19 protein-coding genes are annotated in these 23,565 nt (G+C 39.8%); 13 read left to right on the top strand and 6 right to left on the bottom strand.

Annotated features, from left to right (window positions below):
• Positions 1-510 (top strand): 3D domain-containing protein (locus ACFO3P_RS15345; RefSeq protein ID WP_379542508.1); only part of this gene is annotated, 510 nt, incomplete at its 5' end.
• A gap of 83 nt (positions 511-593) precedes the next feature.
• Here the strand turns inward: ACFO3P_RS15345 and ACFO3P_RS15340 are convergent.
• Positions 594-959, bottom strand: a complete 366-nt coding sequence (locus ACFO3P_RS15340; RefSeq protein ID WP_289585374.1) for a GNAT family N-acetyltransferase — start codon at positions 957-959, stop codon at positions 594-596.
• Between the two features lie 486 nt (positions 960-1,445).
• On the opposite strand from ACFO3P_RS15340, the gene ACFO3P_RS15335 reads away from it, so the two are divergent.
• The 3 genes from ACFO3P_RS15335 to ACFO3P_RS15325 all read left to right on the top strand — a co-directional run bounded on the left by ACFO3P_RS15335 (position 1,446) and on the right by ACFO3P_RS15325 (position 4,210).
• Positions 1,446-1,889 (top strand): hypothetical protein, encoded by a 444-nt coding sequence (locus tag ACFO3P_RS15335; protein WP_042529868.1) that lies wholly within the window; start codon positions 1,446-1,448, stop codon positions 1,887-1,889.
• 23 nt (positions 1,890-1,912) lie between these two features.
• Entirely contained in the window at positions 1,913-3,268 is a 1,356-nt protein-coding gene (locus ACFO3P_RS15330) for a tripartite tricarboxylate transporter permease (RefSeq protein ID WP_042529870.1), read from the top strand.
• A gap of 96 nt (positions 3,269-3,364) precedes the next feature.
• Positions 3,365-4,210: a Cof-type HAD-IIB family hydrolase gene (locus tag ACFO3P_RS15325; RefSeq protein WP_289585360.1), complete on the top strand. Its 846-nt coding sequence runs from the start codon at positions 3,365-3,367 to the stop codon at positions 4,208-4,210.
• A 107-nt stretch (positions 4,211-4,317) separates the two neighbouring features.
• On the opposite strand, the gene ytvI is transcribed toward ACFO3P_RS15325, so the two are convergent.
• The gene (gene ytvI, locus ACFO3P_RS15320; RefSeq protein WP_042529875.1) at positions 4,318-5,412 is read right to left on the bottom strand and encodes a sporulation integral membrane protein YtvI; all 1,095 of its coding nucleotides are present in this window, start codon (positions 5,410-5,412) and stop codon (positions 4,318-4,320) included.
• Positions 5,413-5,518: 106 nt separating this feature from the next.
• Positions 5,519-6,844 carry an alpha/beta hydrolase gene (locus ACFO3P_RS15315; RefSeq protein WP_289585359.1) on the bottom strand — a complete coding sequence of 442 codons (1,326 nt, stop codon included), beginning with the start codon at positions 6,842-6,844 and terminating at the stop codon, positions 5,519-5,521.
• A 203-nt stretch (positions 6,845-7,047) separates the two neighbouring features.
• Between ACFO3P_RS15315 and ACFO3P_RS15310 the strand changes: the two genes are divergently transcribed.
• Together ACFO3P_RS15310 and ACFO3P_RS15305 are read left to right on the top strand one after the other, a co-directional pair.
• Positions 7,048-7,455 carry a secondary thiamine-phosphate synthase enzyme YjbQ gene (locus ACFO3P_RS15310; RefSeq protein WP_042529877.1) on the top strand — a complete coding sequence of 136 codons (408 nt, stop codon included), beginning with the start codon at positions 7,048-7,050 and terminating at the stop codon, positions 7,453-7,455.
• Between the two features lie 28 nt (positions 7,456-7,483).
• Entirely contained in the window at positions 7,484-8,224 is a 741-nt protein-coding gene (locus ACFO3P_RS15305; RefSeq protein WP_289585358.1) for a tyrosine-protein phosphatase, read from the top strand.
• Positions 8,225-8,285: 61 nt separating this feature from the next.
• On the opposite strand, the gene ACFO3P_RS15300 is transcribed toward ACFO3P_RS15305, so the two are convergent.
• Positions 8,286-8,654: a hypothetical protein gene (locus ACFO3P_RS15300; RefSeq protein WP_042529879.1), complete on the bottom strand. Its 369-nt coding sequence runs from the start codon at positions 8,652-8,654 to the stop codon at positions 8,286-8,288.
• Between the two features lie 98 nt (positions 8,655-8,752).
• Positions 8,753-9,004: a GlsB/YeaQ/YmgE family stress response membrane protein gene (locus tag ACFO3P_RS15295; RefSeq protein ID WP_042529881.1), complete on the bottom strand. Its 252-nt coding sequence runs from the start codon at positions 9,002-9,004 to the stop codon at positions 8,753-8,755.
• Between the two features lie 469 nt (positions 9,005-9,473).
• On the opposite strand from ACFO3P_RS15295, the gene ACFO3P_RS15290 reads away from it, so the two are divergent.
• The 5 genes from ACFO3P_RS15290 (at position 9,474) to ACFO3P_RS15270 (ending at position 18,731) form a co-directional block, all read left to right on the top strand.
• Complete coding sequence (locus ACFO3P_RS15290) at positions 9,474-11,444, top strand: methyl-accepting chemotaxis protein (RefSeq protein ID WP_289585357.1); 1,971 nt, start codon at positions 9,474-9,476, stop codon at positions 11,442-11,444.
• A gap of 229 nt (positions 11,445-11,673) precedes the next feature.
• Positions 11,674-13,635 carry a methyl-accepting chemotaxis protein gene (locus tag ACFO3P_RS15285; protein ID WP_042529885.1) on the top strand — a complete coding sequence of 654 codons (1,962 nt, stop codon included), beginning with the start codon at positions 11,674-11,676 and terminating at the stop codon, positions 13,633-13,635.
• Positions 13,636-13,872: 237 nt separating this feature from the next.
• Positions 13,873-15,846: a methyl-accepting chemotaxis protein gene (locus ACFO3P_RS15280; RefSeq protein WP_289585356.1), complete on the top strand. Its 1,974-nt coding sequence runs from the start codon at positions 13,873-13,875 to the stop codon at positions 15,844-15,846.
• Positions 15,847-15,943: 97 nt separating this feature from the next.
• Positions 15,944-16,417 (top strand): DUF4365 domain-containing protein, encoded by a 474-nt coding sequence (locus ACFO3P_RS15275; RefSeq protein ID WP_289585355.1) that lies wholly within the window; start codon positions 15,944-15,946, stop codon positions 16,415-16,417.
• Between the two features lie 340 nt (positions 16,418-16,757).
• Positions 16,758-18,731, top strand: coding sequence for a methyl-accepting chemotaxis protein (locus tag ACFO3P_RS15270; RefSeq protein ID WP_289585354.1), 1,974 nt, complete (start codon positions 16,758-16,760; stop codon positions 18,729-18,731).
• A 709-nt stretch (positions 18,732-19,440) separates the two neighbouring features.
• Here ACFO3P_RS15270 and ACFO3P_RS15265 read toward each other — a convergent pair.
• Positions 19,441-19,611, bottom strand: coding sequence for an aspartyl-phosphate phosphatase Spo0E family protein (locus ACFO3P_RS15265; protein WP_289585353.1), 171 nt, complete (start codon positions 19,609-19,611; stop codon positions 19,441-19,443).
• A 429-nt stretch (positions 19,612-20,040) separates the two neighbouring features.
• Here ACFO3P_RS15265 and hag point away from each other — a divergent pair, with 429 nt between their 5' ends.
• Positions 20,041-20,850, top strand: a complete 810-nt coding sequence (gene hag, locus ACFO3P_RS15260) for a flagellin Hag (protein WP_289585352.1) — start codon at positions 20,041-20,043, stop codon at positions 20,848-20,850.
• A 137-nt stretch (positions 20,851-20,987) separates the two neighbouring features.
• Complete coding sequence (locus ACFO3P_RS15255) at positions 20,988-23,528, top strand: YheC/YheD family protein (protein ID WP_289585351.1); 2,541 nt, start codon at positions 20,988-20,990, stop codon at positions 23,526-23,528.
• Positions 23,529-23,565: the final 37 nt, after the last annotated feature.

The raw sequence follows: 23,565 nt of genomic DNA, 5'->3' as shown, positions 1-23,565 counted from the left end.
GCAGAAGCAGAAGCAGCAGCACAAGCGGAGGCAGAAGCAGAAGAAGCGGCGCAAGCGGAAGCAGAAGCAGAAGCAGCAGCACAAGCGGAGGCAGAAGCAGAAGCAGCAGCACAAGCGGAGGCAGAAGCAGAAGAAGCGGCGCAAGCAGAGGCAGAAGCTGTGAACTCCACAGAAAATGAGGAACCTGTAACGGAAACCAACACACAAGAACAAGCTAGCGGTGAAACAATCTCTGTAACTTCTACCGCATATACAGCTAACTGTGAAGGATGTTCTGGTGTTACATCAACCGGAATTGACTTAAACGCAAACCCGAATGAAAAAGTAATTGCTGTTGATCCAAATGTGATTCCACTAGGTACAAAAGTATATGTTGAAGGTTATGGTCATGCAGTAGCGGGCGATATCGGCGGTGCAATTAACGGTAATAAAATTGATATTCATGTTCCGACACGTGATGAGGCTCTTAACTGGGGCGTACGTGAAGTTAATGTGACTGTAGTAGAATAATAGAAACTTAATAGAAAAAATTTGAGGGAAAGCACTTTGCAATAAGGTGCTTTCCTTTTTTTATGGAATATGAAGCGATTATTTCAGTGAATATCTTCCAGGTCCAACTTCCAATAAAGCACCGATTCCGTCTGCTTTTCTTTTTGCATATTCACTTTCTCGAGTACCCGCATGGAAGCAGGGTTATCCAAATGTGTTTCGGCTATAACTTTATCAACCTCGGCAGTACGTTTTGCCCAATTTAATAAAGCGGCAAGTGCTTCTGTTACGTAGCCCTTATTCCAACAGCTTTCCAGAAATCCATAACCGACTTCTGCCGTTTTATTTTTATCTGGCCTTCCTTTAAACCCCATATCTCCACTTATTTTGTCATCTGCCTTTCGTTTTACAAGCCAAACACCCCAATATAAGAGAGCAGGGTCTTCTTTTAATGCATGTAAATGCTGGATAATATGAGGACCATATAGATAGTAATTAAACCTATCTAGCGGAGGAAAAACACGTAGACTCCTATGGGAAAGCGCAGTGTGAAGACCCCGCAGAAAAAAAGTGAACTTCTTCTTTCGAGGAGGCTGAGCGCAAGCCCATGGAAAGCGTAGTGTTTTTCCGCAGCGGTCGCATTAACTTGACAACCTTGATAGATAGTCTGAAGTCATTGTCTGTTCTGTACAAGGGGTAATGATAAGTCTGTCTGTTTCCAGCTTCATAAAAACCGCTCCTTTTTCACTGCATTTTAATTCGGGTATAACCGACTTTCACAGCTTTTAGTATAACAGATAATATGGGTGGTAAGCCTTCCAGGTTATAAGTTATGCTGTGATTAGTATCTGCTAATAACTCCTAGTATAATTAGCTTGTGTGTAGTATAATCAGGTTATTTCATTCTGCAAATAATTGTTTCAGAGATATTTTCAATAGAAGGGTGTTTAAAAAAGATGGAAGAACCAGAACAAAAACGTTCTCAAGCCTATGTTGAAATCATTGGTGATACGGTTGTCGGAAAAGACTTGATCATGACAATCTCCATCAGTGTGGTGTTGAGCTTTCTTGGCTTTTTTGCTGGCAGAGAGCTTATTTTTCCGCGGATTGCTCCAGAAGAAATGATCCTGTCTTATTCTCTATTGTCAGGCATCGTCGGCAGTGTAACAGGTTTGCTTGTGAACACGTTTTTATTTAAACCGAAGCGGACTTTAAATGAAACGGCGTCTACCAATGCAGAATTGTCGGAAATATATGAGAAGCTGCAGCTGGATATGGAGGAGGAGCGTGACTCTATCTTGAATGATCCAGTGACCACAGCAGAGATGAAGGAACAAGGATTTTATGAGATGTTTATCCTGGATGAGCAAACGCAAAGCGATGAGAAAGAAAAGAAATAGTTGAAAGAGGAGAATGAACGAAAATGGATGTATTACTGATATCAATCGGATTAGCGATTGTAGCCGGGCTGATTTTCACGGCAATCGGCTTGATTTCCGGCTCCGATGAAACCGCTGTGCTTGTTCCCGCTACATTGATTGTAGTGCTGTTGGGAGCACCTCCGGAAGCTGTTTTTGCCTTTTTTATGGCTGCCGTACTTTCCAAGCATCTCACGCATGCGATTCCTACTGCATTAATGGGTGTTCCTGGAGATACGACGGCTACGCCGATGCTGGACCATGCGAACTTTATGCGGCGCATCGGCCTGCCGCATATTGCGTTGCGGAAAATGATTTCCGGCGGGATTATTGGTGCATTTATTGCGCTTCCTGTATCCTTGGCGTTTGCTGTATTCTTAAGCCAGTTTGGAGAATTTTTTCAGGAGAATGCCGGGCTAATATTTACATTAGCAGCTGTTTTGATTGGGTATTTTTCCAAAGGTCGCTGGGCGAGTATTATTTTGATTATCCCACTTGCCCTTGTAATTCAAGGGTTGAATATGGTCAGCACCACGATTCTGGGAACCGGATTATCAATCAGCTTTTTCTTAGGTATTGCAATTGGACCTATGTTTACCGATATCTTATTAGCAACCTCCGGAAGCGGACGGCTGATGATTAAGCGCCAGCAGCCCAATGAATATAAATTAGCTCCAGAAAAGAAATCATGGTCGGGATATTTTCCGAATCCATTTAAAGTGTTAACGAAAAAACAAACAGCAGCGGTTGGAGGGACGTCGTTTTTATCTTCGTTAACCTTTGCTTTAAGTCCTGTCGGCATGACCGCATTGATGGGAGAGCTGGTAGGTTCCAGGATAAAGGGACAATACAAGAAGTCAACGGCCAGCCTTTCTACGATGAATGGGGTAACGGAATCAACGTATATTGCGGAGACGATTATTCCGCTTGTGGCCTTTGGAATTCCACTTAGTCCGGTAGCAATCGGACCGGCGCAAGCGTTATTTAATGCGCCGCCTGTATTTACAACAGAGCCGGTCCATAATCTGCATACGTTAATGGAGCCGATGGATTTTCTTCTATACGGGTTGATTGGAATTATTGTTGCGGCTGTTATTGCCTATCCATTTTCGATGAATTTTGCGCGGAAAGCGACGGTTCTTGTGTTAAAGCATATTAACCAGGAAGCCATTATTGCTATGTTTATCGGAGTGGTTACCTTGCTTGCGTTCTATGAAGGCGGCTTGGTGAGCGTCAGCGTCACGTTTGCCATGGCAATGGTCGGCGGATTATTGAATCGTTTCCTTGGTGTGGGAATCGGGGTTCAATTTATGATATTCTATGGCTCCGGCTGGATTGTAACAACGTTATTAGGTATGTAAGGTGTGAAATACAGCGGAACAGATATATCAAAACAGGCCGGTCAATCAACATGGCTTCAAATATGGTAAGATAGCAACAGGAAGGATGTGAAGCACGTGAAGTTAATTGCAATTGATTTAGATGGTACATTACTAAGTGAAGACGGAAAGATCAGTGAAGAAAATCAAGAAGCGATTCATAGAAGACAAGCAAACGGCGATATCGTTGCTTTTTGTTCTGGAAGATCATTGCATGATATGCAGAAAATTGCGGAAGCGGCGAATTTAGAGGTTCCATTAATTTGTGCGAATGGTTCGTTGACCAGTGTGAATGGAGAAGTTATCCGCAGCCAGATACTTGTTGCGGACAAGCTGACGGAAATCATGGACACGGTGGCGAGTGCAGGATTATATTTTGAGGTTTATACGAATAAAGGCGTCTATATTCAAAAGGATAAGAAGCCGATTTTAGAAGAAGAGAAGGAAGCTTTGTTTGATACGCCGGAAGAAAAGGAAAATGCCGGGCATATTATTCGAATACAAAATATGCAGTATGGGATGGTAGAAGTAGATGACTACTTAGAAGCAGGAGTAACCGAATTGGATCCGTATAAAGTATTTATTTTGTCCTTCCGTCGCCAGGAGCTGGAGAAGCTTGCGGAAGGCTGGGAAGGCAGAGAGGATATTTCCATCACCACCTCGGGCTATCAAAAATTAGAGGTTGCTCATCCGGACGCCAGCAAAGGAAATGCATTAGGAGCGCTGGCAGCGTATTATGAAATTCCGCAGAAGGACACCGTCAGCATTGGAGATAATTTTAATGATATTTCGATGCTTGAATATGCAGGAACAGCTGTAGCGATGCATAATGCTGAACCGGAAGTAAAGGAATATGCAGACCATGTAACAAGAAGTAATGAAGAAAATGGTGTCGGTCATGCATTAAATGAAATCATCAAATAAGACAGCAGAGGCTTTGCTTATAAAACGAAACGTCACGCAGTGGGAGTTTTGGCTCCCCATAATAAAAAATCCGAATCTGATTTTTACAGATTCGGATTTTAGTTGTTCTATATACTTTCTTCTTCTACCTTTTCAATCGACTTCTTCTTCACGAATTGAAATAAGCCAACTTCATGGGCTGCTTGAAATGCGCTGACAACAAACGGACCAAAAATAAGTCCGAGCACACCAAAGAAGACAAATCCAAAATACATGGATAAAACGGTTGGCAATGCCGCGAGCCCCATTTGATCACCGAGCACCTTAGGCTCCGTAATCCGTCTGATGACCAGGAGAAATAAGGCTAATACCATCAGCTGCAGACCGGTTGGAACGTCGCCGATAAGCATCATCAGTCCTCCCCAGGGAACCAGAATTAATGCCGGACCGACATACAGCGGAATAATGTCTACGAGCCAGATAATAAAGGTCATTAAGAGCGCAAACCGAGGTGAGATAAATAATAAGCTCACATAGGTAAGTATGAAAATCATTACACTAAGCAGGAATTGCGCTTTCCAGTATCCCCAGAAAACCGTTTTTAAACGCTGGAAGAAGGTCTTTAATTTTGTAGATGTTGTCTCTGGAAACAGAGAGAAAAAAGCTTGGAACAGCTTTGGCAGATCCAGACTGAATAAAAAGAAAGTAATCAGGTAGACAAGCGATACAAAAAGCAGATTAGGAATGGATTGGACCCAGGAACCAAGCATGCCAATCAAACTCTCTACTAAGTCATATCCTGTGTTTAACAGCCGTTCTGATTGACGTTCCAGTTCACTGATAATCGCATCACGCTGCGGCAAATCAGCAATTAAATCATTGAACCTGTTAATAATTTCAGTGATGATGGTCTGAATTTCACTTCCGTATCTGGGAACATTATAACTCCATTCCACGATACGGCTGATGGTACTTGTGAGCATGACATAAATTAATCCGCAAGCCACTACCACGAAGGTCGTAAAAACAATGGTAACCGGCCAGATTCGTTTTTCTTGTTTTAATACTTTTTGCAGCAGCTTCACAAGCGGTTCAAAAATAATTGCTGTTAATAATGCCAGCAGGACAGGTATAAATACCGAAAAGTAAAAATATAAAAATACAGCTAGTGCTATAAGTAAGATGCCGATAATAATTTTTTTGATTAATGATTGATTTAACAAAAGCTTTCCCCCTGCCGAATAACACAATAAAATATCATAATATCATTTTATAATCCGGCTTTCAAATTGTAAACCGGATTAGTGGAGTTCAGGAATTATTGCTGTATTATTCCGCCTGTTCATGAATCCAATCGCTGATATCCTTGATAACCTGTTCATCCACATGACCAGGAATATTGTATTCAGCTATCGTGCCTTTATTTTCCCCTTGGGATAGAATAAAGTTATGGTTAAGGTCCGGATAGGTTTTTAATGTTGCCTGCGATTCATTTGCAAAAATATCTTCCCATGCAGCGAAGTCATTCTCCACGGTGACCTGAAAATCTGCTTCCCCCTGAAGAATAAGCAGTGGTTTATTGGAATCAAGAGCAATTTGGCCGACATCGTATTGATCCATTTCTTGAAGATAATATCCGCTCATTCCGCCAATGTCATATTCCATGGCTTCTTCTGGAGACATATCTTGAAAGCTTTCGGCAAGCTCTTTAAATGCATCTGCTTGTTCCTGCAGCTGTTCTCGTGCTTCTTCACTCAGATTATCAGAAGCTAAATCTAATTGCTGATTGTACAGGATTTCCCATAATGACCGGGGAGAGCCTGCTAAAAGAATCATGCCAGCTGTATCTGCCTCGTCGTCAATGCGCGGCGCCAGCATTCCCCCGAGAGAATGTCCATTGATGTATACTTGATCCGTCTGAATTCGGTCGTCCGCTTGCAGCATGCGGGCTGCTTCCACAGCATCATCCACCGTTTCTTCCTTAACGGTCAGTGCCGCTCCCAGCTCTTCCACCATTTTTTCTCCATGTGTATACGTACGCTTATCATAACGTAACACCGCAATTCCTTCTTCTGCTAATCCATAAGCAATATCCTGAAAGGGTTTGTAGCTAAAAATAGTTTCATCCATATCATTTGGACCAGATCCATGTACAAGCACCACAGCTGGATATGGTCCGCCTTCCTCATCGGGCAGGGTCAATTTTCCATTTAGGGGGTAGCCGTCATCCGCTTCTATTGTGATATCCTCTTCCACAGCATCATCAGGGAGGGCTAAATCCTCCATTGGGCGCGCTATTTGTAAGCTCTCCAGTTTTTCTTCTTCATTCCAATCCATGGTTACCTCCATTCGTGCATCATCAAAAATGACTTCACCGGAAACAGCTGTCTCGTCATCATCTGCGGTTGCTTCCAGATTGTTAATTTCTTCAAATGTACTTCCGCGATTAGCTTCCCAGGACAGCCGTAATTCATCTGCAGGGTATGCATCCTGCAGTGCTGCGGAGAAATATTGGTCGGTAATTTGCTGATATTCCTCCTCCTGCAACTGCTGAAGCACTTCTTCTGCGTTCTCTTCTGCTGTGCTTTCCTGACTCGAACAGGCAGAGAGGAGAAAAAAGGCTGAACCAGCCAGAATTATGTATGTTTTGCGCAACATCATCACCCTTTTCATAAATTATGTGTTTATCTCAAATGAATGGAAGAGCATACAAAGCCTATACCCTATTGTACGATTTACGAAGGGGTTATGTTTCAAAACTACCTAATTATTTGTTGGTTTGTCCATATTTCGTTAAGATAGGGTTATACTTGAAAGAACGCATGATAGAATGATTTTTATGGGAAGAGGTGGAGGACATGACTACGAATGCAATCGAATTTCAAATAAAAACAAAGAAGAAGCAGGAATTTGTTTTCTTGGATAGCCAGCTGGAGGAAATTTTAGACCAGAGCGGTGTGCAGGAAGGAATCATGCTGGTATATTGTCCGCATACGACCGGCGGAATTACAATTAATGAAAATGCTGATCCAGATGTACGGCGTGACTTATCGCTTGGCTTGAACGAAACCTTTCCAAATAAAGAAGCCTATGTCCATATGGAAGGCAATTCGGACGGACATATGAAATCATCGGTTGTCGGTGCCAGCGAAACATTGATTATTTCCAACGGTCATCTGATTCTGGGAACATGGCAGAGTGTCTATTTCTGTGAATTTGACGGGCCGAGAACACGGACGGTGTACGTGAAGATAATAGAAGGGTAAGGTTTGTGACTAAAGGGGAGGCAGAAGCGTGACAACAGAAACTTTATTGTTTAATCCGGCAAGACATATTGCATTAGAAGGGACACAAAATATTCGTGATCTGGGAGGCTATCCAACGAAGGATGGCAAGCAAACAAAATGGGGAAAGTATTATCGGGCAGATTCGCTGCATCAGGTGAGCCCTGAGGGGCATGCTTTTCTGCAAAAGGAAAGAGGCATTCATACCGTTATTGATTTACGCATGAGCATGGAAGGGAAATATCGAAAAGAGGATAAAGCACGTTATGATTTTTATAATATCCCCTTGCTGGACCCGGCTACATTTACGACTAAAATGCCGAAAAGTCTTGTGGAAATGTATATCTTGATGCTAGAGACCAGCAAGCCGAAATTTAAACAAATCATGGATATTTTTCTTGAAAATAAAGGAAATCCGGTTCTGTTCCATTGCCGGGTTGGAAAGGATCGTACAGGTGTCCTGGCCGCTATTTTATTAGATTTAGCAGGCGTGCCAAGAGATATTATCGTGAAGGATTATGCGCTGACGGGCGAGTATAAGAAGATAACGGATGAAGAGCTTCATCATCGTCCGCCGTTGATGTCACGGAATCAATTTAAAGCGATGTTGAGCTGTGAACCTGCTTACATGGAAGCATTTTTGGACTATTTGTATAAAGAATATGGCAGTGCGGCTGATTTTCTGAAAGTGATTGGTTTGAGAGAGGAAGAAATCACTGCTTTGCGAGATGATTTTATAGAGGAAGGATAGCATAAAAAAAGGAGAAGAACGGTTGAAATTTATGCCGTTCTTCTCTCTTTTTTTCTGTTTTCTAATAGTACGGTGGATAGGGGTAGCCGTTATAATAACCAGGTGGTCCGGGCGGTCCAGGAGGGCCAGGCGGACCCGGCGGGCCATAATATCCCATTGGCCCAGGCGGTCCTGGAGGTCCGGGCGGCCCGGGAGGACCATAATATCCCGGGCCTCCGCCAGGACTAAAAGCGCTGCCCAATAAACCGCCGGCTAATCCGCCGATGAACGGGAAAAAGAACGCACGCTGTTCTGGCGCATGCTGATTAAATGGCTGTCCCGGGTATGCATTATATGGTGAAGCAGTTATATCAAACTGATCCGGATGCTGATAATCCATCACCTGATATTCATCTGCATGAGAATACCCATGATTTGGGTCAGAGTGCATATACATTCCTCTTTTCTACATAAGCTATATACCTAACTTATGCAGCTGCTTCAATTATGTTCACCCATTCCTCTGTATCGTCTTTTAGAATCCGGTCCTTAACGGCGGAATAGTCGCATGATGAAACTGACAATAAGAATAAGGATAATCGCACCAATTAAAGCAGGTACGATAGAGAACCCGCCTATTTCCGGACCTAGTTCTCCAAGAATCGCAGTACCGAGCCAGGCTCCAATGAAACCGGCAAGAATATTTCCGATGATTCCGCCCGGCAAATCCTTACTTACTATTAATCCGGCTACCCAGCCGATAATTCCACCAACGATTAGACTCCAAATAAAACTTAGCATAAAAATCATTCCTTTCTATATTTTATTTATCCCCAACTATATAAACTTTAAAACGAGAAATCCTTCTTTTTTTAACAAAAAATAGAAAAAATGCTTCAGAATTCCTAGTATGGAAAATGAAAATGAAATACAGCTATAATTTTTAGGTTGAAAGTACTTTTATAAATGAAAAGGTTAATAGGTAATAAGGTGTGTTCCCCCTGTGAAAATCATGGATGTTTTATTAAAATCAATCTTTCATACATGGAACTTTTATCTTATAAGAAGTATTTAGTTTTTTTGATTTAATGTTAAAGGGTTATTTTTATTTTATGATTTGATTCTAAAAGAATGATAAATTTACTTTATATTCCTTTTATTTCTTTTTAATGGAATTAGTAAAAATATTTTATAATATTTATTGTATTTAGATACATTTTTTCAGTTTTCTTCCGATAAATAATTATAGACAATTAGGAGAGATGAAAAAATGAAGAAATTATTTAAAGCCAAAGGAATCCGGTTTAAGTTAGTCTTATCTTTTTTCTTAATACTACTCGTCCCGGGAATAATCGTAAGTACGATGTCATTTTTTACTTCAACAAATACTGTAGAGCAGCAGAAGCGGGATCAGGTGCAGGAATTAACTGCGGTGATAAATCAGACAATCAATAATACATTTGATCTGAAGCAGAGGGATATGGAAGTCTTATCAAGCGTAATTACAGCCGACGTCATAGAAGATACTGACGAATTAGATCGAAGAATGTCTGAGTACATAGAGATTCATGAAGAGGCTCCGGAATTTTATCTTGGAACGACAGACGGCGATTACCATATGCAGCCGGACTTAGAGATGGAGGAAGGCTACGATCCAAGAGAGCGTGACTGGTATCTGGAAGCCATGGCAAATCCGGAAGAAGTCATTATTTCTGATCCATACCTGACAGCAAGCGGGGACGGGCAGATAGCGGTCAGTATTTCGAAAGCACTGGAAGATGGTTCGGGAGCCATCGGTATTGATGTATCCATGGACTTTATTCAGCAGCTTGTATCAGAAATGAGCATAGGAGAAAATGGATACGCTATCCTGCTGGATACGAATCAAAACTTTATTTATCATCCGGAAACAGAAGCTGGAGAAGACGCAGAAGAAGCTTTCTATCAGAATATGTATGGAAATGATTCTGGGACGTTTGACTATGATTACAACAATATGTCTAAAATTATGGTATATGATACGAACAGTTTAACGGGTTGGAAATTGGGAGGAACCATTGACCAAAGTGAAGTAGAAGCTGCAGCCAGGTCTATCTCTATACCGGTTACCATTGTACAGGCTTTGACGATAGTCATCGGAACAGTCATTATTTTATTTCTGATTCGTTCGATTATCCGCCCAATCAAGGATTTAAAAGAAAAAGCAGAAGTCATCAGTACGGGAGACTTAACGCAGTCTGTGGAAGTCAAAACAAATGATGAGATTGGCGAGCTGGGCACTGCTTTTAATAAAATGGGAGAGAGCCTGCGGGAGCTGGTTGGCGAGGTGGAATATAATGCGCAGCAGGTAGCCGCCTCTGCACAGGAATTAAATGCAAATGCTGATCAGATGACAAGCTCATCGGAGCAGGTTTCCCTGGCTATTCAAGAGGTATCCTCCAGTGCAGAGCATCAGTTAAGCGGTACGGAAGATGGAGTGAATTCGCTGGAAGAAGTGTCTACAGGCGTGCACAGAGTCGTTGAAAGCTCTGCCCAAGTAACGGAATTCGTGCAAAAAATGAATGAACAGGCAGAGGTCGGCGGACAGGCTGTGAGCAACACATTAAATCAGATGACCTCGATTCAATCATCTGTCGAAAATACCAATGAAAATATTTCATCCTTATTAGAACGGTCGAAGCAGGTCAGCACGATTTTAAATGCCATTACCGATATTTCAGAACAGACGAATTTGCTCGCATTAAATGCAGCAATCGAAGCAGCCCGGGCAGGAGAGCATGGGAAAGGCTTTGCAGTTGTGGCAGATGAGGTGCGAAAGCTGGCTGAACAGTCGAAGCTTTCCGCTACGCAAATCAGGGAAATCATTGTAGGAATCCAGACAGACGTTGAGAATGCAGTAGATAAAATGGGGCAGGTTACCTCCAATGTCAACAGCGGACTGGATGTATCCTATGATGCCATCGATAAATTCGGTGAAATTCTCCGCTCCAGCGAAAGCATTAAACCGCAGATGGAAGAAGTAACTGCCATCTCAGAACAAATGTCTGCCGCAGTTGGGCAGTTAATGGAAACCGTGAATAATCTGGCTTCCATCGCCCGCAATAATGCCGCATCCTCTGAGGAAGTAGCCGCATCTTCTGAAGAACAGCTTGCCTCCATGGAGGAAATCTCGGCATCTGCGAAATCACTTTCTTCCATGGCAGAGGATTTATCGGAGAAAGTGTCAAAGTATAAATATTAAAGGTTTTAACACTATCTTAAGAAGAAACCCTTAAACTGAATTAATTTTTACCTTAATAAAAAAGTGCAGTAGTGAGAAATTGCTGCACTTTTTTTATGTCATTTTTTAGGTAATTAAACATAATTGTAAAAATATTTACAGGACTAATTAACGAAAAAAGTATTCAAATTATCATTTTCTTGCCGATAGATAAGTATAGAAGCATTTTTAGCAGTAGGGGAGGACAACCATGAAGAATACAGGAATTCGATTTAAGTTAATTGTATCATTTGTTTGTATGTTATTGATTCCGGGCGTTGTCATTGGGTTTATGACGTATAACAGCTCTTTGAATACATTACAGACGCAGCAAGAGAACCAAGTAGAAGAAATTATCACGATTATGAATCAAACTATTGATAATACATTTACTTTAAAGAGCAGAGATGCAGAAGTATTAGCGGGACAGATTCAAGGTGAATCGGTAGATAACGAATCCGAGGAGATAGCTGCATCTTTTGATCAATATTTTAACCTGCATGATGAGGTAGTATCCGTTTATGCCGGTTCTGAGGACGGAGCATTTATGGAAGCGTCAACGGATGTGATAGAGGGAGAATATGATCCGCGTGAACGTACGTGGTACATAGAAGCAATGGAGAGCACGGGAGAAATTATTATTTCAGAGCCTTATATTTCAGCGGGAGCAGATGGTGACATGGTCGTTACCGTTTCGAAAGCATTAGAGGATGGTTCAGGCGTTGTCGGTATCGATTTATCGATTGATTTTATTCAGGAAGTAGCGTCAGGAATTCAAATTGGTGAAAATGGCTATGCGATGCTATTAGACGAAACGCAGCATTTCATTTATCATCCGACAGTAGATATTGGCAATGAAACAGATGAATCTTTCTATGATCATCTTTATGAATCAAATACTGGCGAATTTGAATATAATTATCAAGACACCGATAAAATTATGGTTTATGGAACTAATGAATTAACAGGATGGAAAATCGCCGGAACGATTGACTATAGTGAAATTCAGTCAGAGGCAGCTTCTGTTTTTAACACATTATTGATTGTATTAGCCGGTGCTATTGTGATTGGGCTGGCTGTGACAGCAGTGATTGTACGTTCCATCGTGAAGCCAATCAAAGAATTGAAAGAAAAAGCGCAAATTATCAGCACAGGTGATTTGACGCAATCAATTGAAGTGAAAACAAAGGATGAAATTGGTGAGCTTAGCATCGCTTTTAATGAAATGCAGGGCAGCTTAAAAGAATTAATTCGTGATGTTGAATTCAACGCTCAGCAGGTTGCTGCATCTGCAGAAGAATTAAATGCGAATGCCGACCAGATGACAAACTCATCTGAACAAGTGTCTCTGGCTATTCAGGAAGTATCCTCCAGCTCGGAAACACAATTGAATGGGACAGAAGACAGTGCGAATTCATTAGAAGAAGTCTCGACAGGGGTCAGCAGAATCGTTGACAGTTCCTCTCACGTAGCAGAATTGGTAAACCAGATGAGCGATCAGGCAGAAATCGGCGGCAAAGCGGTTACGGATACGTTGAATCAAATGACATCGATCCAATCTTCCGTAGATAATACAAATGTCAATATTACCTCGTTAATGGCCCGTTCAAATGAGGTAAGCACGATCCTGAAGGCCATTACGGATATTTCTGAACAGACCAACCTGCTCGCGTTAAATGCAGCGATTGAAGCAGCCCGCGCCGGAGAGCATGGAAAAGGATTTGCTGTTGTTGCAGATGAAGTACGGAAGCTGGCTGAACAATCGAAAACCTCCGCTGGAGAAATTAGTACGATCGTTCAAGGGATTCAGCAGGATGTAAAGGATGCTGTTGAAAAAATGTCCCAAGTAACCGCCAATGTAGATAAAGGTCTGGAAGTGTCCGATGATGCGATGGACAAATTTAAAGGAATTGTCCAATCCAGTACGGATATTAAGCCGCAAATGGAGGAAGTTATGGCCATCTCTGAGCAAATGGCAGCTGCGGTACAAGAAGTTTCTTCCACAGCGAATGACCTGGCTTCAATTGCCAGAAATAATGCGGCATCTTCTCAGGAGGTAGCAGCTTCTACAGAAGAACAGCTTGCCTCCATGGAAGAAATCTCTGCATCTGCCAAATCATTATCTACGATGGCAGAGGATTTAACAGAGAAAATCAATCAATATAAATACTGATAAAGACTAATTTTCATCATGAAGAACTGGACCTTTCTATTCCAAAGCGCTGGAATAAGGTCCGGTTTTTTATTTGCTGTAATGCATTAGATGGATAAAGAATAGTAGGTATTTTGTTTTATTCAATTAACTTTACTCTAGAATCGAAGTAGGGAAACAAGGAAAAATGATTCATTTAACATAAATACAGCCGATAAATAATTAGAAGAATTTAGTAAAAAAAGGAGGCTGGAAAGAATGAAGCAGAAAAAAGAAACAAATGGAGTGAAGCGAAAATTAGTGATATCCTTTTCATCTATCTTAATTATACCGATTGTTCTCATTGGCTTTTTAACGTACAACAGCTCTGTCAATTCCATGCAAGCACAGCAGGAGGAGCAGGTAAATGAAATCATCACCCTGATGGGACAGAACATTGATGAGACGTTCGATCTGAAGGGCCGGGATATTGATGTATTTGCCGAAAATACTAGAGGAGATCAGATAGAAGAGGCAGACGATGAATTGACCCTTATTATGCATCAATATTTACATTTTCATGAAGAAGTAGAAGAAGTTTTCTTTGGTTCAGAGGAAGGCACCTTTTTGATTGATGCGGAAACAGAGGTCCCGGAAGATTTTGATCCGCGTGATCAATCCTGGTACATACATGCAATGGAGAACCCGGGGGAACTGATTATCTCTGATCCGTATCAAACTACAGCGGTCGATGGAGGAATGGTTGTTACGCTTTCCAAAACATTAGCGGATGGTTCCGGTGTTGCGGGTATTGACTTAACAATCGATTTTGTCCAGAATATGGCATCCACTGTTGAAATTGGTGAAAACGGTTACCCGATTTTATTAGATAGAGAAGGAACGGTTATTTTCCATCCTGACAATGAAGTAGGGACACAGCTGGAAGAAGCGTTTACCTCTTCCATATTGGAACAGGAGTCAGGTGTTCTTGAATATGAGCAGGATAATGAAGATAAAATTTTAGTGTACGATTCGAATGACCATACAGGCTGGACACTTGCGGGAAGTATTGATTACAGCGAGGTTAAAAATAATGCAGCTTCCATTATAAAAACACTTATCATCGTGATGATTGTTGCCTTTCTCATTGGTGCAGGGATAAATGCAGTCACGATTCAATCCATCCTCCGTCCGATTAATGGTTTGAAAAGAAGGGCACAGGTGATTAGCACCGGAGATTTGACGGAAGAGATCAAAGTGGCCAAAAACGATGAAATCGGGCAGCTTGGCAATGCATTTAATGACATGCAGCATAGTTTAAGAGAACTAATCAGCGATGTGGAAATGAATGCACAGCAGGTCGCAGCGTCAGCGCAGCAGCTGACTGCAAATGCTGATCAATTAACAAGCTCGTCCGAACAGGTATCGCTCGCTGTTCAGGAAGTATCATCAAGCGCAGAAAATCAGTTAGATGGAACAGAAGACAGTCTTCGTTCGTTAGAAGAAGTGTCAACAGGAGTAGGAAGAATCGTAGAAAGTACGACCAGCGTTTCTGGCTATGTAGATCAGATGAATGAGCAGGCGAATGTAGGCGGACAGGCTGTAAGCAACACATTGAATCAAATGACATCCATCCAATCATCGGTAGAAGATACAAATAAGGATATTCATTCTCTGTTAGAACGCTCGAAGGAAGTGAGTACGATTCTCAAAGCGATTACCGATATTTCCGAGCAGACCAATCTGCTCGCATTAAATGCAGCGATTGAAGCAGCACGTGCCGGGGAGCATGGAAAAGGATTTGCTGTGGTCGCAGATGAAGTACGTAAGCTTGCCGAACAATCGAAAACATCTGCCAGTGAAATCAGTGTTATCGTCCAAGGCATCGAAAGGGATGTTCAAAATGCGGTGGAGAAAATGAAACAGGTCACGACCTCTGTAAATGATGGCCTTGATGTGTCCTATGACGCGATTGATAAATTTGGCGAAATCATACGGACAGGCGAAACGATTAAACCACAGATGGAAGAAGTGACAGCTACTTCAGAAGAAATGTCTGCTCTTGTGGAACAAGTGACCTCAACGGCAGATGGTTTAGCATCCATTGCCAGAAATAATGCAGCATCCTCAGAAGAAGTAGCAGCTTCTACGGAGGAACAATTAGCATCGATGCAGGAAATTACGGCGGCTGCGAAGTCCTTATCTTCTATGGCAGAGGATTTGACGGAGAAGATAAAGATTTATAAATATTAAGGGTAGAAAAATCATTTCCCAAAAATGGGAAGTGATTTTTTCGCTTTTTAATTACTCTTTACTGAGATGTTATTAAAAAAATGATGGAGGAGTAGCAATGCCAAATACGGATTGGACCAAATTGAATAGATTACAATTAGGAAGGTATGCTGAATATTTTGCGAAAATGGAGTTCGCTTCATATGGATTAGAGGTTTATACAACAGAAGTGGATGACAGGGGGATAGATTTTGTTGTAAGAGACAATCATGGACGTTTCTGTGAGATACAAGTTAAATCACTTAGAGGGACAGGGTACGTATTTATGCAAAAAAGTAAATTTGACATTACAAATAAAAATCTATATCTGACTCTATTATTATTTCATTCCGGGAAAATGCCAGATGTATTTCTTATACCAAGTGCGGTATGGGAAATACCTGACAAGATATTCGTTGATAAAAATTATGACAAAGAAGGTCAAAAAAGTGCTCCAGAGTACGGAATTAACATCTCTCGAAAAAATTACTTCCAACTTGAAGGTTACAGATTTGAAGATTCCATTCAAGATTTTCTGAAAAAGAAAGAATAAAAAAAGCGGGTATTTGCTCACAATATAAATGGTATGAAATAGAATAAAAGTTATAAAATAGTTAAAAAATATTTAATTCATGAAAAAATAGCCGATAAATAATAGGTATGAAATCTTAGGGAATTATACGGTGTATTTGCAGAAAAAGGAGTGAGGAATGAGTCAATAGATACTGCATGCTTATTTTGTTTCAATAATTGGGAATGCTGGCGGCCTTCGTCGTAAGCATCTCAGAGAATGTTTGACCTGATTGTATAAACAACTGGTTCGATACATTATTGCATAAAAAAATGATATATACATCACCAGAATGAAATATAACAGCGAGGGAGAGTCAGTTGTGAAGAAATTAACAAAACCAAAAGGAATTCGATTTAAATTAGTAGTATCCTTCTTTTTCATGTTATTGATTCCAGGAGTAGCAATTGGAATAATGACCTATTTCAGTTCCATCGATTCACTAGAGAAACAGCAAACAGAGCAGGTGAAAGACACTGCAGAGCTGCTGAACCAGACAGTAAATAATGCCTTGGAATTAAGGATAAGTGATTTGAATACATTTGCTGCGCAATTTAACAGCGGGCAGATAGAGGATGATGAAGAGACCTTAGAACAGGTATTAGGACAATATAAGGAGATGAATGAGGAAGTCTCTGAGGTATATATGGCTTCCAATGACGGCGATTTATTTTATAGACAGCCGGATACAGAACTGCCGGAGGGATTCGATGCAACCGAACGTGATTGGTTTATCAATGCGGTGAATAACCCTGGCGAGGTACAGATTTCAGATCCATTTGAAAGTGCCAGCGAAACAGGAACAGTAGTCAGCATCACCAAAACATTGGACGACGGTTCCGGTGTGATGGGAGTAAGTCTCTATATCGATTCTATCCAGCAGCTGGCTTCAGAAGTTTCAATTGGAGAGAATGGCTATGCTGTCATTATTGATCCACAGCAAAAATACGTATACCATCCAACCTTTGAAACAGGGGAAGAAGTGGAAGGCGACGTATTAGGAACGATGTTTGAAGATGCGTCAGGAAGCTATGAATATGGCCATGATAATACATCAAAAATCATGGTGTACCAGACAAATGATTTAACTGGATGGAAGCTGGCAGGAACCATTGATTACGATGAAATCAAAGGAGAGGCAGCATCAACCTTAACGACGATGATAACAATTATTGTCATTACCTTAGTGCTGGGAACAATCATTATTCTATTCTTGATCCGTTCCATCACCCGTCCGATTCAGAGACTGAAGGAAAATGCAAAAGTCATCAGTACCGGTGACCTGACACATTCGATTGAAATAAACACAACGGATGAAATCGGCGAGCTGGGACAAGCTTTTAACGAAATGCAGGAGGGCTTGAAAACGCTGGTTCGTGATGTCGAATATAATGCCCAGCAGGTTGCCGCATCGGCAGAGGAGTTAAATGCGAATGCCGATCAAATGACAAGCTCGTCTGAACAGGTATCGCTGGCTATCCAGGAGGTCTCCTCCAGCTCGGAAACACAGCTGCACGGTACAGAAGAGAGTGCGAATTCGTTAGAAGAAGTATCTACCGGTGTTGGCAGAATTGTTGACAGCTCCACAAAGGTTTCGGATATGGTGACACAAATGAGTACACAGGCAGAAGTTGGAGGAAAAGCGGTCAGCGATACCTTAAATCAAATGACATCGATCCAATCGTCTGTTGATGATACGAACCTGAATATCGCATCCTTATTGGAACGCTCGAAGGAAGTAAGTACGATTTTAAATGCCATCACCGATATTTCGGAGCAGACGAATTTATTGGCGCTTAATGCAGCGATTGAAGCAGCGCGTGCCGGTGAGCATGGGAAAGGATTTGCTGTGGTAGCGGATGAGGTCCGTAAATTAGCAGAGGAATCCAAAACATCTGCAGGAGAAATCAGCTCCATCGTCCATGGTATACAGAACGATGTCCAAAAGGCTGTGGAAAAAATGTCTCAGGTGACAGCTAATGTTAATGATGGTTTAGACGTATCCTATGACGCCATTGATAAATTTGGAGAAATCCTGCGTTCCAGCGGAGATATTAAACCGCAAATGGAAGAAGTCATGGCCATTTCTGAGCAAATGTCTGCAGCAGTTCAACAGGTAACAGCCACTGCCAATGACCTTGCTTCCATTGCCAGAAATAATGCGTCGTCTTCAGAGGAAGTCGCTGCATCTACTGAGGAGCAGCTCGCATCGATGGAAGAAATCTCTGCATCCGCTAAATCACTGTCAACGATGGCAGAGGATTTAACAGGGAAAATTGCAGAATATAAATATTAAGAAAGTTGATAGAAAAAGAAGGATTTCCTATATAAGGGAACCCTTCTTTTTTTTGTATGATACTTGCACATCCATATTTTTAGCTGTCAAGCTGAATTCATATTCATTTTTGATGTAGACAAACCCTATCGTTTGTCTACACCAAAAAGATGGAGTACAGCCTTATTCTTTCTATACATACTATCCATTCATATGTTGTCTTAGTAGAACATGGCAATTTGTTTTGCTTTTACAAGAAATACAGCAGTGAACAATTATCAGCCAGTATCGCTATGAGCTATCAGCGTCTTCGTTGAATGGGTATATTTTTACTTATAGGAAAGTTAATTATTTTAGCGATTGTTTTGGGCGGGTGAGTAACTGTAGTAATGTTTTCAGGTTAATATGACCGCTGCGGAAAAACACTACGCTTTCCGCGGGCTTGAGCTCAGCCTCCTCGGTAAAAAGAAGAGCACTTTTTCCCTGCGGGGTCTTCCCACTGCGCTTTCCCGCAGGAGTCTACGTGTTTTTCCTCCGCTAGAAAGCTTCGCGTACATTTGTGTTATTAAATGTCATACCTAATATATTTTATTAACCTGACAACATTGGTAACTGTAATCCCATACAAGTATTTTCAACCTTTCTAAAACTTAAGAACAATCATATAAGTGCACCGATGTTGATAGGACGAGTAGTGCTTGTCCTAATGAAAGCAATCCTGCGTTAGTTGTTAAGTCGATTTGCTACTTTGTTTTAAAATCTGCTCTAATTGGTTCAGTAATTTATCCAGCGATTGTGATATTTTTAATAAATTCGGGTCGTTTGGATTCTTCTCATAAACTGCATACATTTCTTTTCTTTTCTTTTCAATCTGCTTGTTCAATTCATCAATTTCCGACATACTCTCACGCCCTCTCCAATTACCAAATAGAAGTTAATTTGGATATGGCATAAAAAGATATGATAAGGCTTTAAGCAGAATTCTAACAGGAAACGTAAGAAAAATAAAATAAATCAACTGTTCTAATTAATGGGAAGGTAGTTATAAATAGTAAGTTTATATTAAAAATATCCTGTATTTTATAAAAAGGTACAAGGTTTTTGCGGCGAAAGATGGAGGGGAATGAATAAAAAAAAAGAATTAAAAAAAATTATAAAAAAAGCTTAAACAATTTGTCCCCCTTGCCGATATAAGAAATAGGTCATCAAAGGATGATTCGTTAGGGCCTTAACGATTATTATTTATTTTGATATTGACCTGAATGGTTAATATAAATGAGATCACAAGGATGTGGCTCAAAAATTTTAAATTACATGGAGGTAAGTTATTATGATTATCAATCACAATATTTCCGCAATTAACGCACATCGTCAATTGGGAGTAAACCAAAACGGTGTACAAGGGTCATTAGAAAAGCTTTCTTCTGGTCTTCAAATCAACCGTGCAGGGGATGACGCTGCTGGGTTGGCAATCTCTGAAAAAATGCGTGGTCAAATTCGTGGGTTGGAGCAAGCATCTGTAAATGCACAGGATGGTATCTCTTTGATTCAGACTGCTGAGGGCGCTTTAAATGAAACACATGACATTTTACAACGCGTGCGTGAACTAGCTGTAAAATCTTCCAACGATACAAATACAGATGAAGACCGTGCTGAAATTCAAAAAGAAGTGACAGCATTATTGGATGAAGTGGATAGAATTGCTGGTCAAACTGAGTTTAATACGCAAAATCTTTTAGGCGGAGAGTTAGAAGTAACCTTCCATATCGGTGCGAATGAAGGACAAAGCATTCAAGTAGCAATCGATGCTATGGATGCAGAGGCATTAGGAATAAGTGAAATCAATCTTAGTACACAAGAAGGCGCAGATGCTGCTATTACAACTATTCAAAGTGCAATTGAAACTGTTTCTGGACAACGTTCGGCATTAGGTGCTGTGCAAAATCGTCTTGAACACACAATTAATAATTTAGGTACATCTGCTGAAAACTTAACAGCAGCAGAATCTCGAATTCGTGACGTTGATATGGCAAAAGAAATGATGGAATTCACGAAGAACAACATTCTTTCTCAGGCAGCTCAATCGATGCTTGCGCAAGCAAACCAAGTACCTCAAGGTGTACTTCAATTACTTCAATAAGAAAAGATTATAAAAAAAGATCCCAGTTGGGGGTCTTTTTTTATTTTATAACGAACTTCATAAAGTAGACTTTTCATCCGATATTATATATAGAGTTATTTTGCATGCTATGTAGAAATAGTAAAGGAGTTTTCATAATGCATAAATTAGAAGATAAACAAATATTTCAACTAAAAAATATTATTGATACCTTATTAGAAGCAACCGAGCATTTTTCTAAATTAATCAAAGAAAAAGAACTCCATCAAAGTATATTTATATTCAATTCTATTGTAGAAGGAGCAACCGCAATTGAAAATTTACTTAATAGAGCTGAAATAAAGATAGACGATATAGAAACAGAGAAAATCAATAAGCCATTATTATTCATTGCACGAGAAATGGAGAAAAACAATTTTTCAAAAGTATCCGAAATAACCCGCTTCTCTTTACAGCCGCAATTAAGAAAATTAAAAAAGGCTTTTCAAGAAAGTAATGGCGATCATTCTAATCAGAAAATAACAATTGGTGTTTATCTTGACCCGAACAATCCAAGAAAAAGCTATCCAGAATCTAGAATTAAGGCACTTGTAGTAGAAGCGGAAAAACAAGATGCCAAATTGTTATTTTTTTCTTCGGAAGATGTTAACTTTGAAACAGAAGAAATAAAAGGAGATATGTACATAAATAATTCGTGGGAAAAAGTTTCCCATTCTTTTCCTGATGTTATTCATAATGTTGGAATTACTCCAAGGATAAGACAATCACTAACAGAAAGAAAATTGAGAAGAAAATTACCATTTACAAGTTTTGGTGTGGAGAATAAATTACATTTACCTAAGAAAATGCTGCAGTATTTGACGTTTGCTGATTTATTGGTGCCTTTCAAAATGGTTACAGATGAATCCATTGTAATAGACTTTGTAAATGAGAATGGAAAAGCTGTGTTAAAACCTATTGTAGGGAGAAGAGGATTAGAAATTTACTTTGTTAAAAAATATAAAAATCATTATATTGTTCAAGATGATACAAAGGAGCGCAGATTTAATCAAGCGGAATTAAAAAACTGGATATATGAAATTGCTTTGCGTAAAGGTCGTCATTATATGGTCCAACAATATGTCGAAGCTCGGACTAAAAATGAAGAGCCATTTGATATTCGATCGCATGTTCAAAAAAATGCAGAAGGGAAATGGCAAATCACAAAGATATATCCGCGTATTGGAAATAAAAAGAGTATTTTAAGCAATATTAGCCGCGGTGGTAAAACAGATGATTTAGAGGCTTTTTTAATACATGAATTTGGAGAAAAAGGAAAACAGTATAACAAAGATTTAAAGCAACTATCATTTGATTTAACACAGCATTTAGATAAAATATATGGATTAGTACTTGATGAACTAGGGTTAGATATAACCATTGATAAAACAGGACGTTTCTGGCTGCATGAAGTGAATATGGGACCACAATCTACCTATCATGAGAAAGAACGGGCAGTGAATACTATTGGGTATGCAAAGTATATTGCAGAAAATGGAATTTATTTAACCAATAGCTCGCAGCGGTTAACTAGTAAGGGACAATTTAATGCTAGAAATACCAATTTACCTTGGGCCGAGTTAAGTAAAAAAACAAGTATTGGCATGCTTGTACCGGAACAAGGAGAAAATGAGCTGGCTATTGCATGTGCATATGTAGCCAAATATGAAGATGTTGACTTCTTTTACTTTTCGCCGAAGGATATAGATTATGATGAAATGTTTATCAAAGGATATTTTTATGAAGATAAAGAATGGATTTCGAAAGTAGTAAATTATCCAGATGTCATTTATGACCGTCTCAGATTAAGAGGAGTAAAAGGGCATAATACCATATATGAAGAATTAGAAGGAATTCCTTTTACCAATGAATTTTATGGGAATTCAATCAGTAAGCTGGAGGTTTATGATAAGTTAACGAAAGCTAAATCAGTTGACGATGTAATTATTCCGTATCAAAAGGTTGGTAAAGTAAGAGATATATTTCGTTTTATTGAGAAATATGGGACAGTTATTGTTAAACCAGAAATAGGCTCCTTTGCTAAAGGAGTGCATCTTATTCAAAAAATTAAAATGAATAAATACTTTGTAGTGGATGGAGATAAAGAAACTTATCATAGTGAATTTTCTTTATCAGATTATTTAAGAAGTATGATAAGAAAAGATACGTTTATTGTTCAAAGATATATAGAAACTAGAACGAAAGAAGGAAATCCATTTGATATAAGAGTCCATATGATGAAAGATGGTAACGGTGAATGGTCTTTTACTAATAGTTATCCTAGAATTGGTATTAATTATGCTACCATTTCAAGTACTGGAAACGGGGGCTATATTGGTGGATTAGAGGGATTTTTAAATAGAAATTTCAATGATAATGATTCAAAGTTAAAGCAAAAAATAGAGAAAATATCTTTAAACATTGCTGCTAGTTTTGAAGATTTATATAAGAATGAATTAAGTGAGTTAGCATTGGATTTAGCAATAGAAAAAAATTCTACTGTTTACTTGATTGAAGTTAACGTTAATAAACCAGGAATTATTTATTATGAATTTGAAGTAGCTAAACATGCGATACCTTATAGTGTTTATTTAGCGGAGTTTGAAAAGCAGAAAAGAATGATTGCTATAGATTCAGATATATCAACAGATATTGAGTAAGTAATTTAAAGGTTTAAGCAAGTGTAAGTAGATAATC

It is taken from the genome of Oceanobacillus aidingensis (assembly GCF_042654105.1).
In the GTDB taxonomy this organism is placed as follows: Bacteria; Bacillota; Bacilli; order Bacillales; family Amphibacillaceae; genus Oceanobacillus; species Oceanobacillus oncorhynchi.
This window is presented reverse-complemented; position numbering and strand designations above follow the sequence as displayed.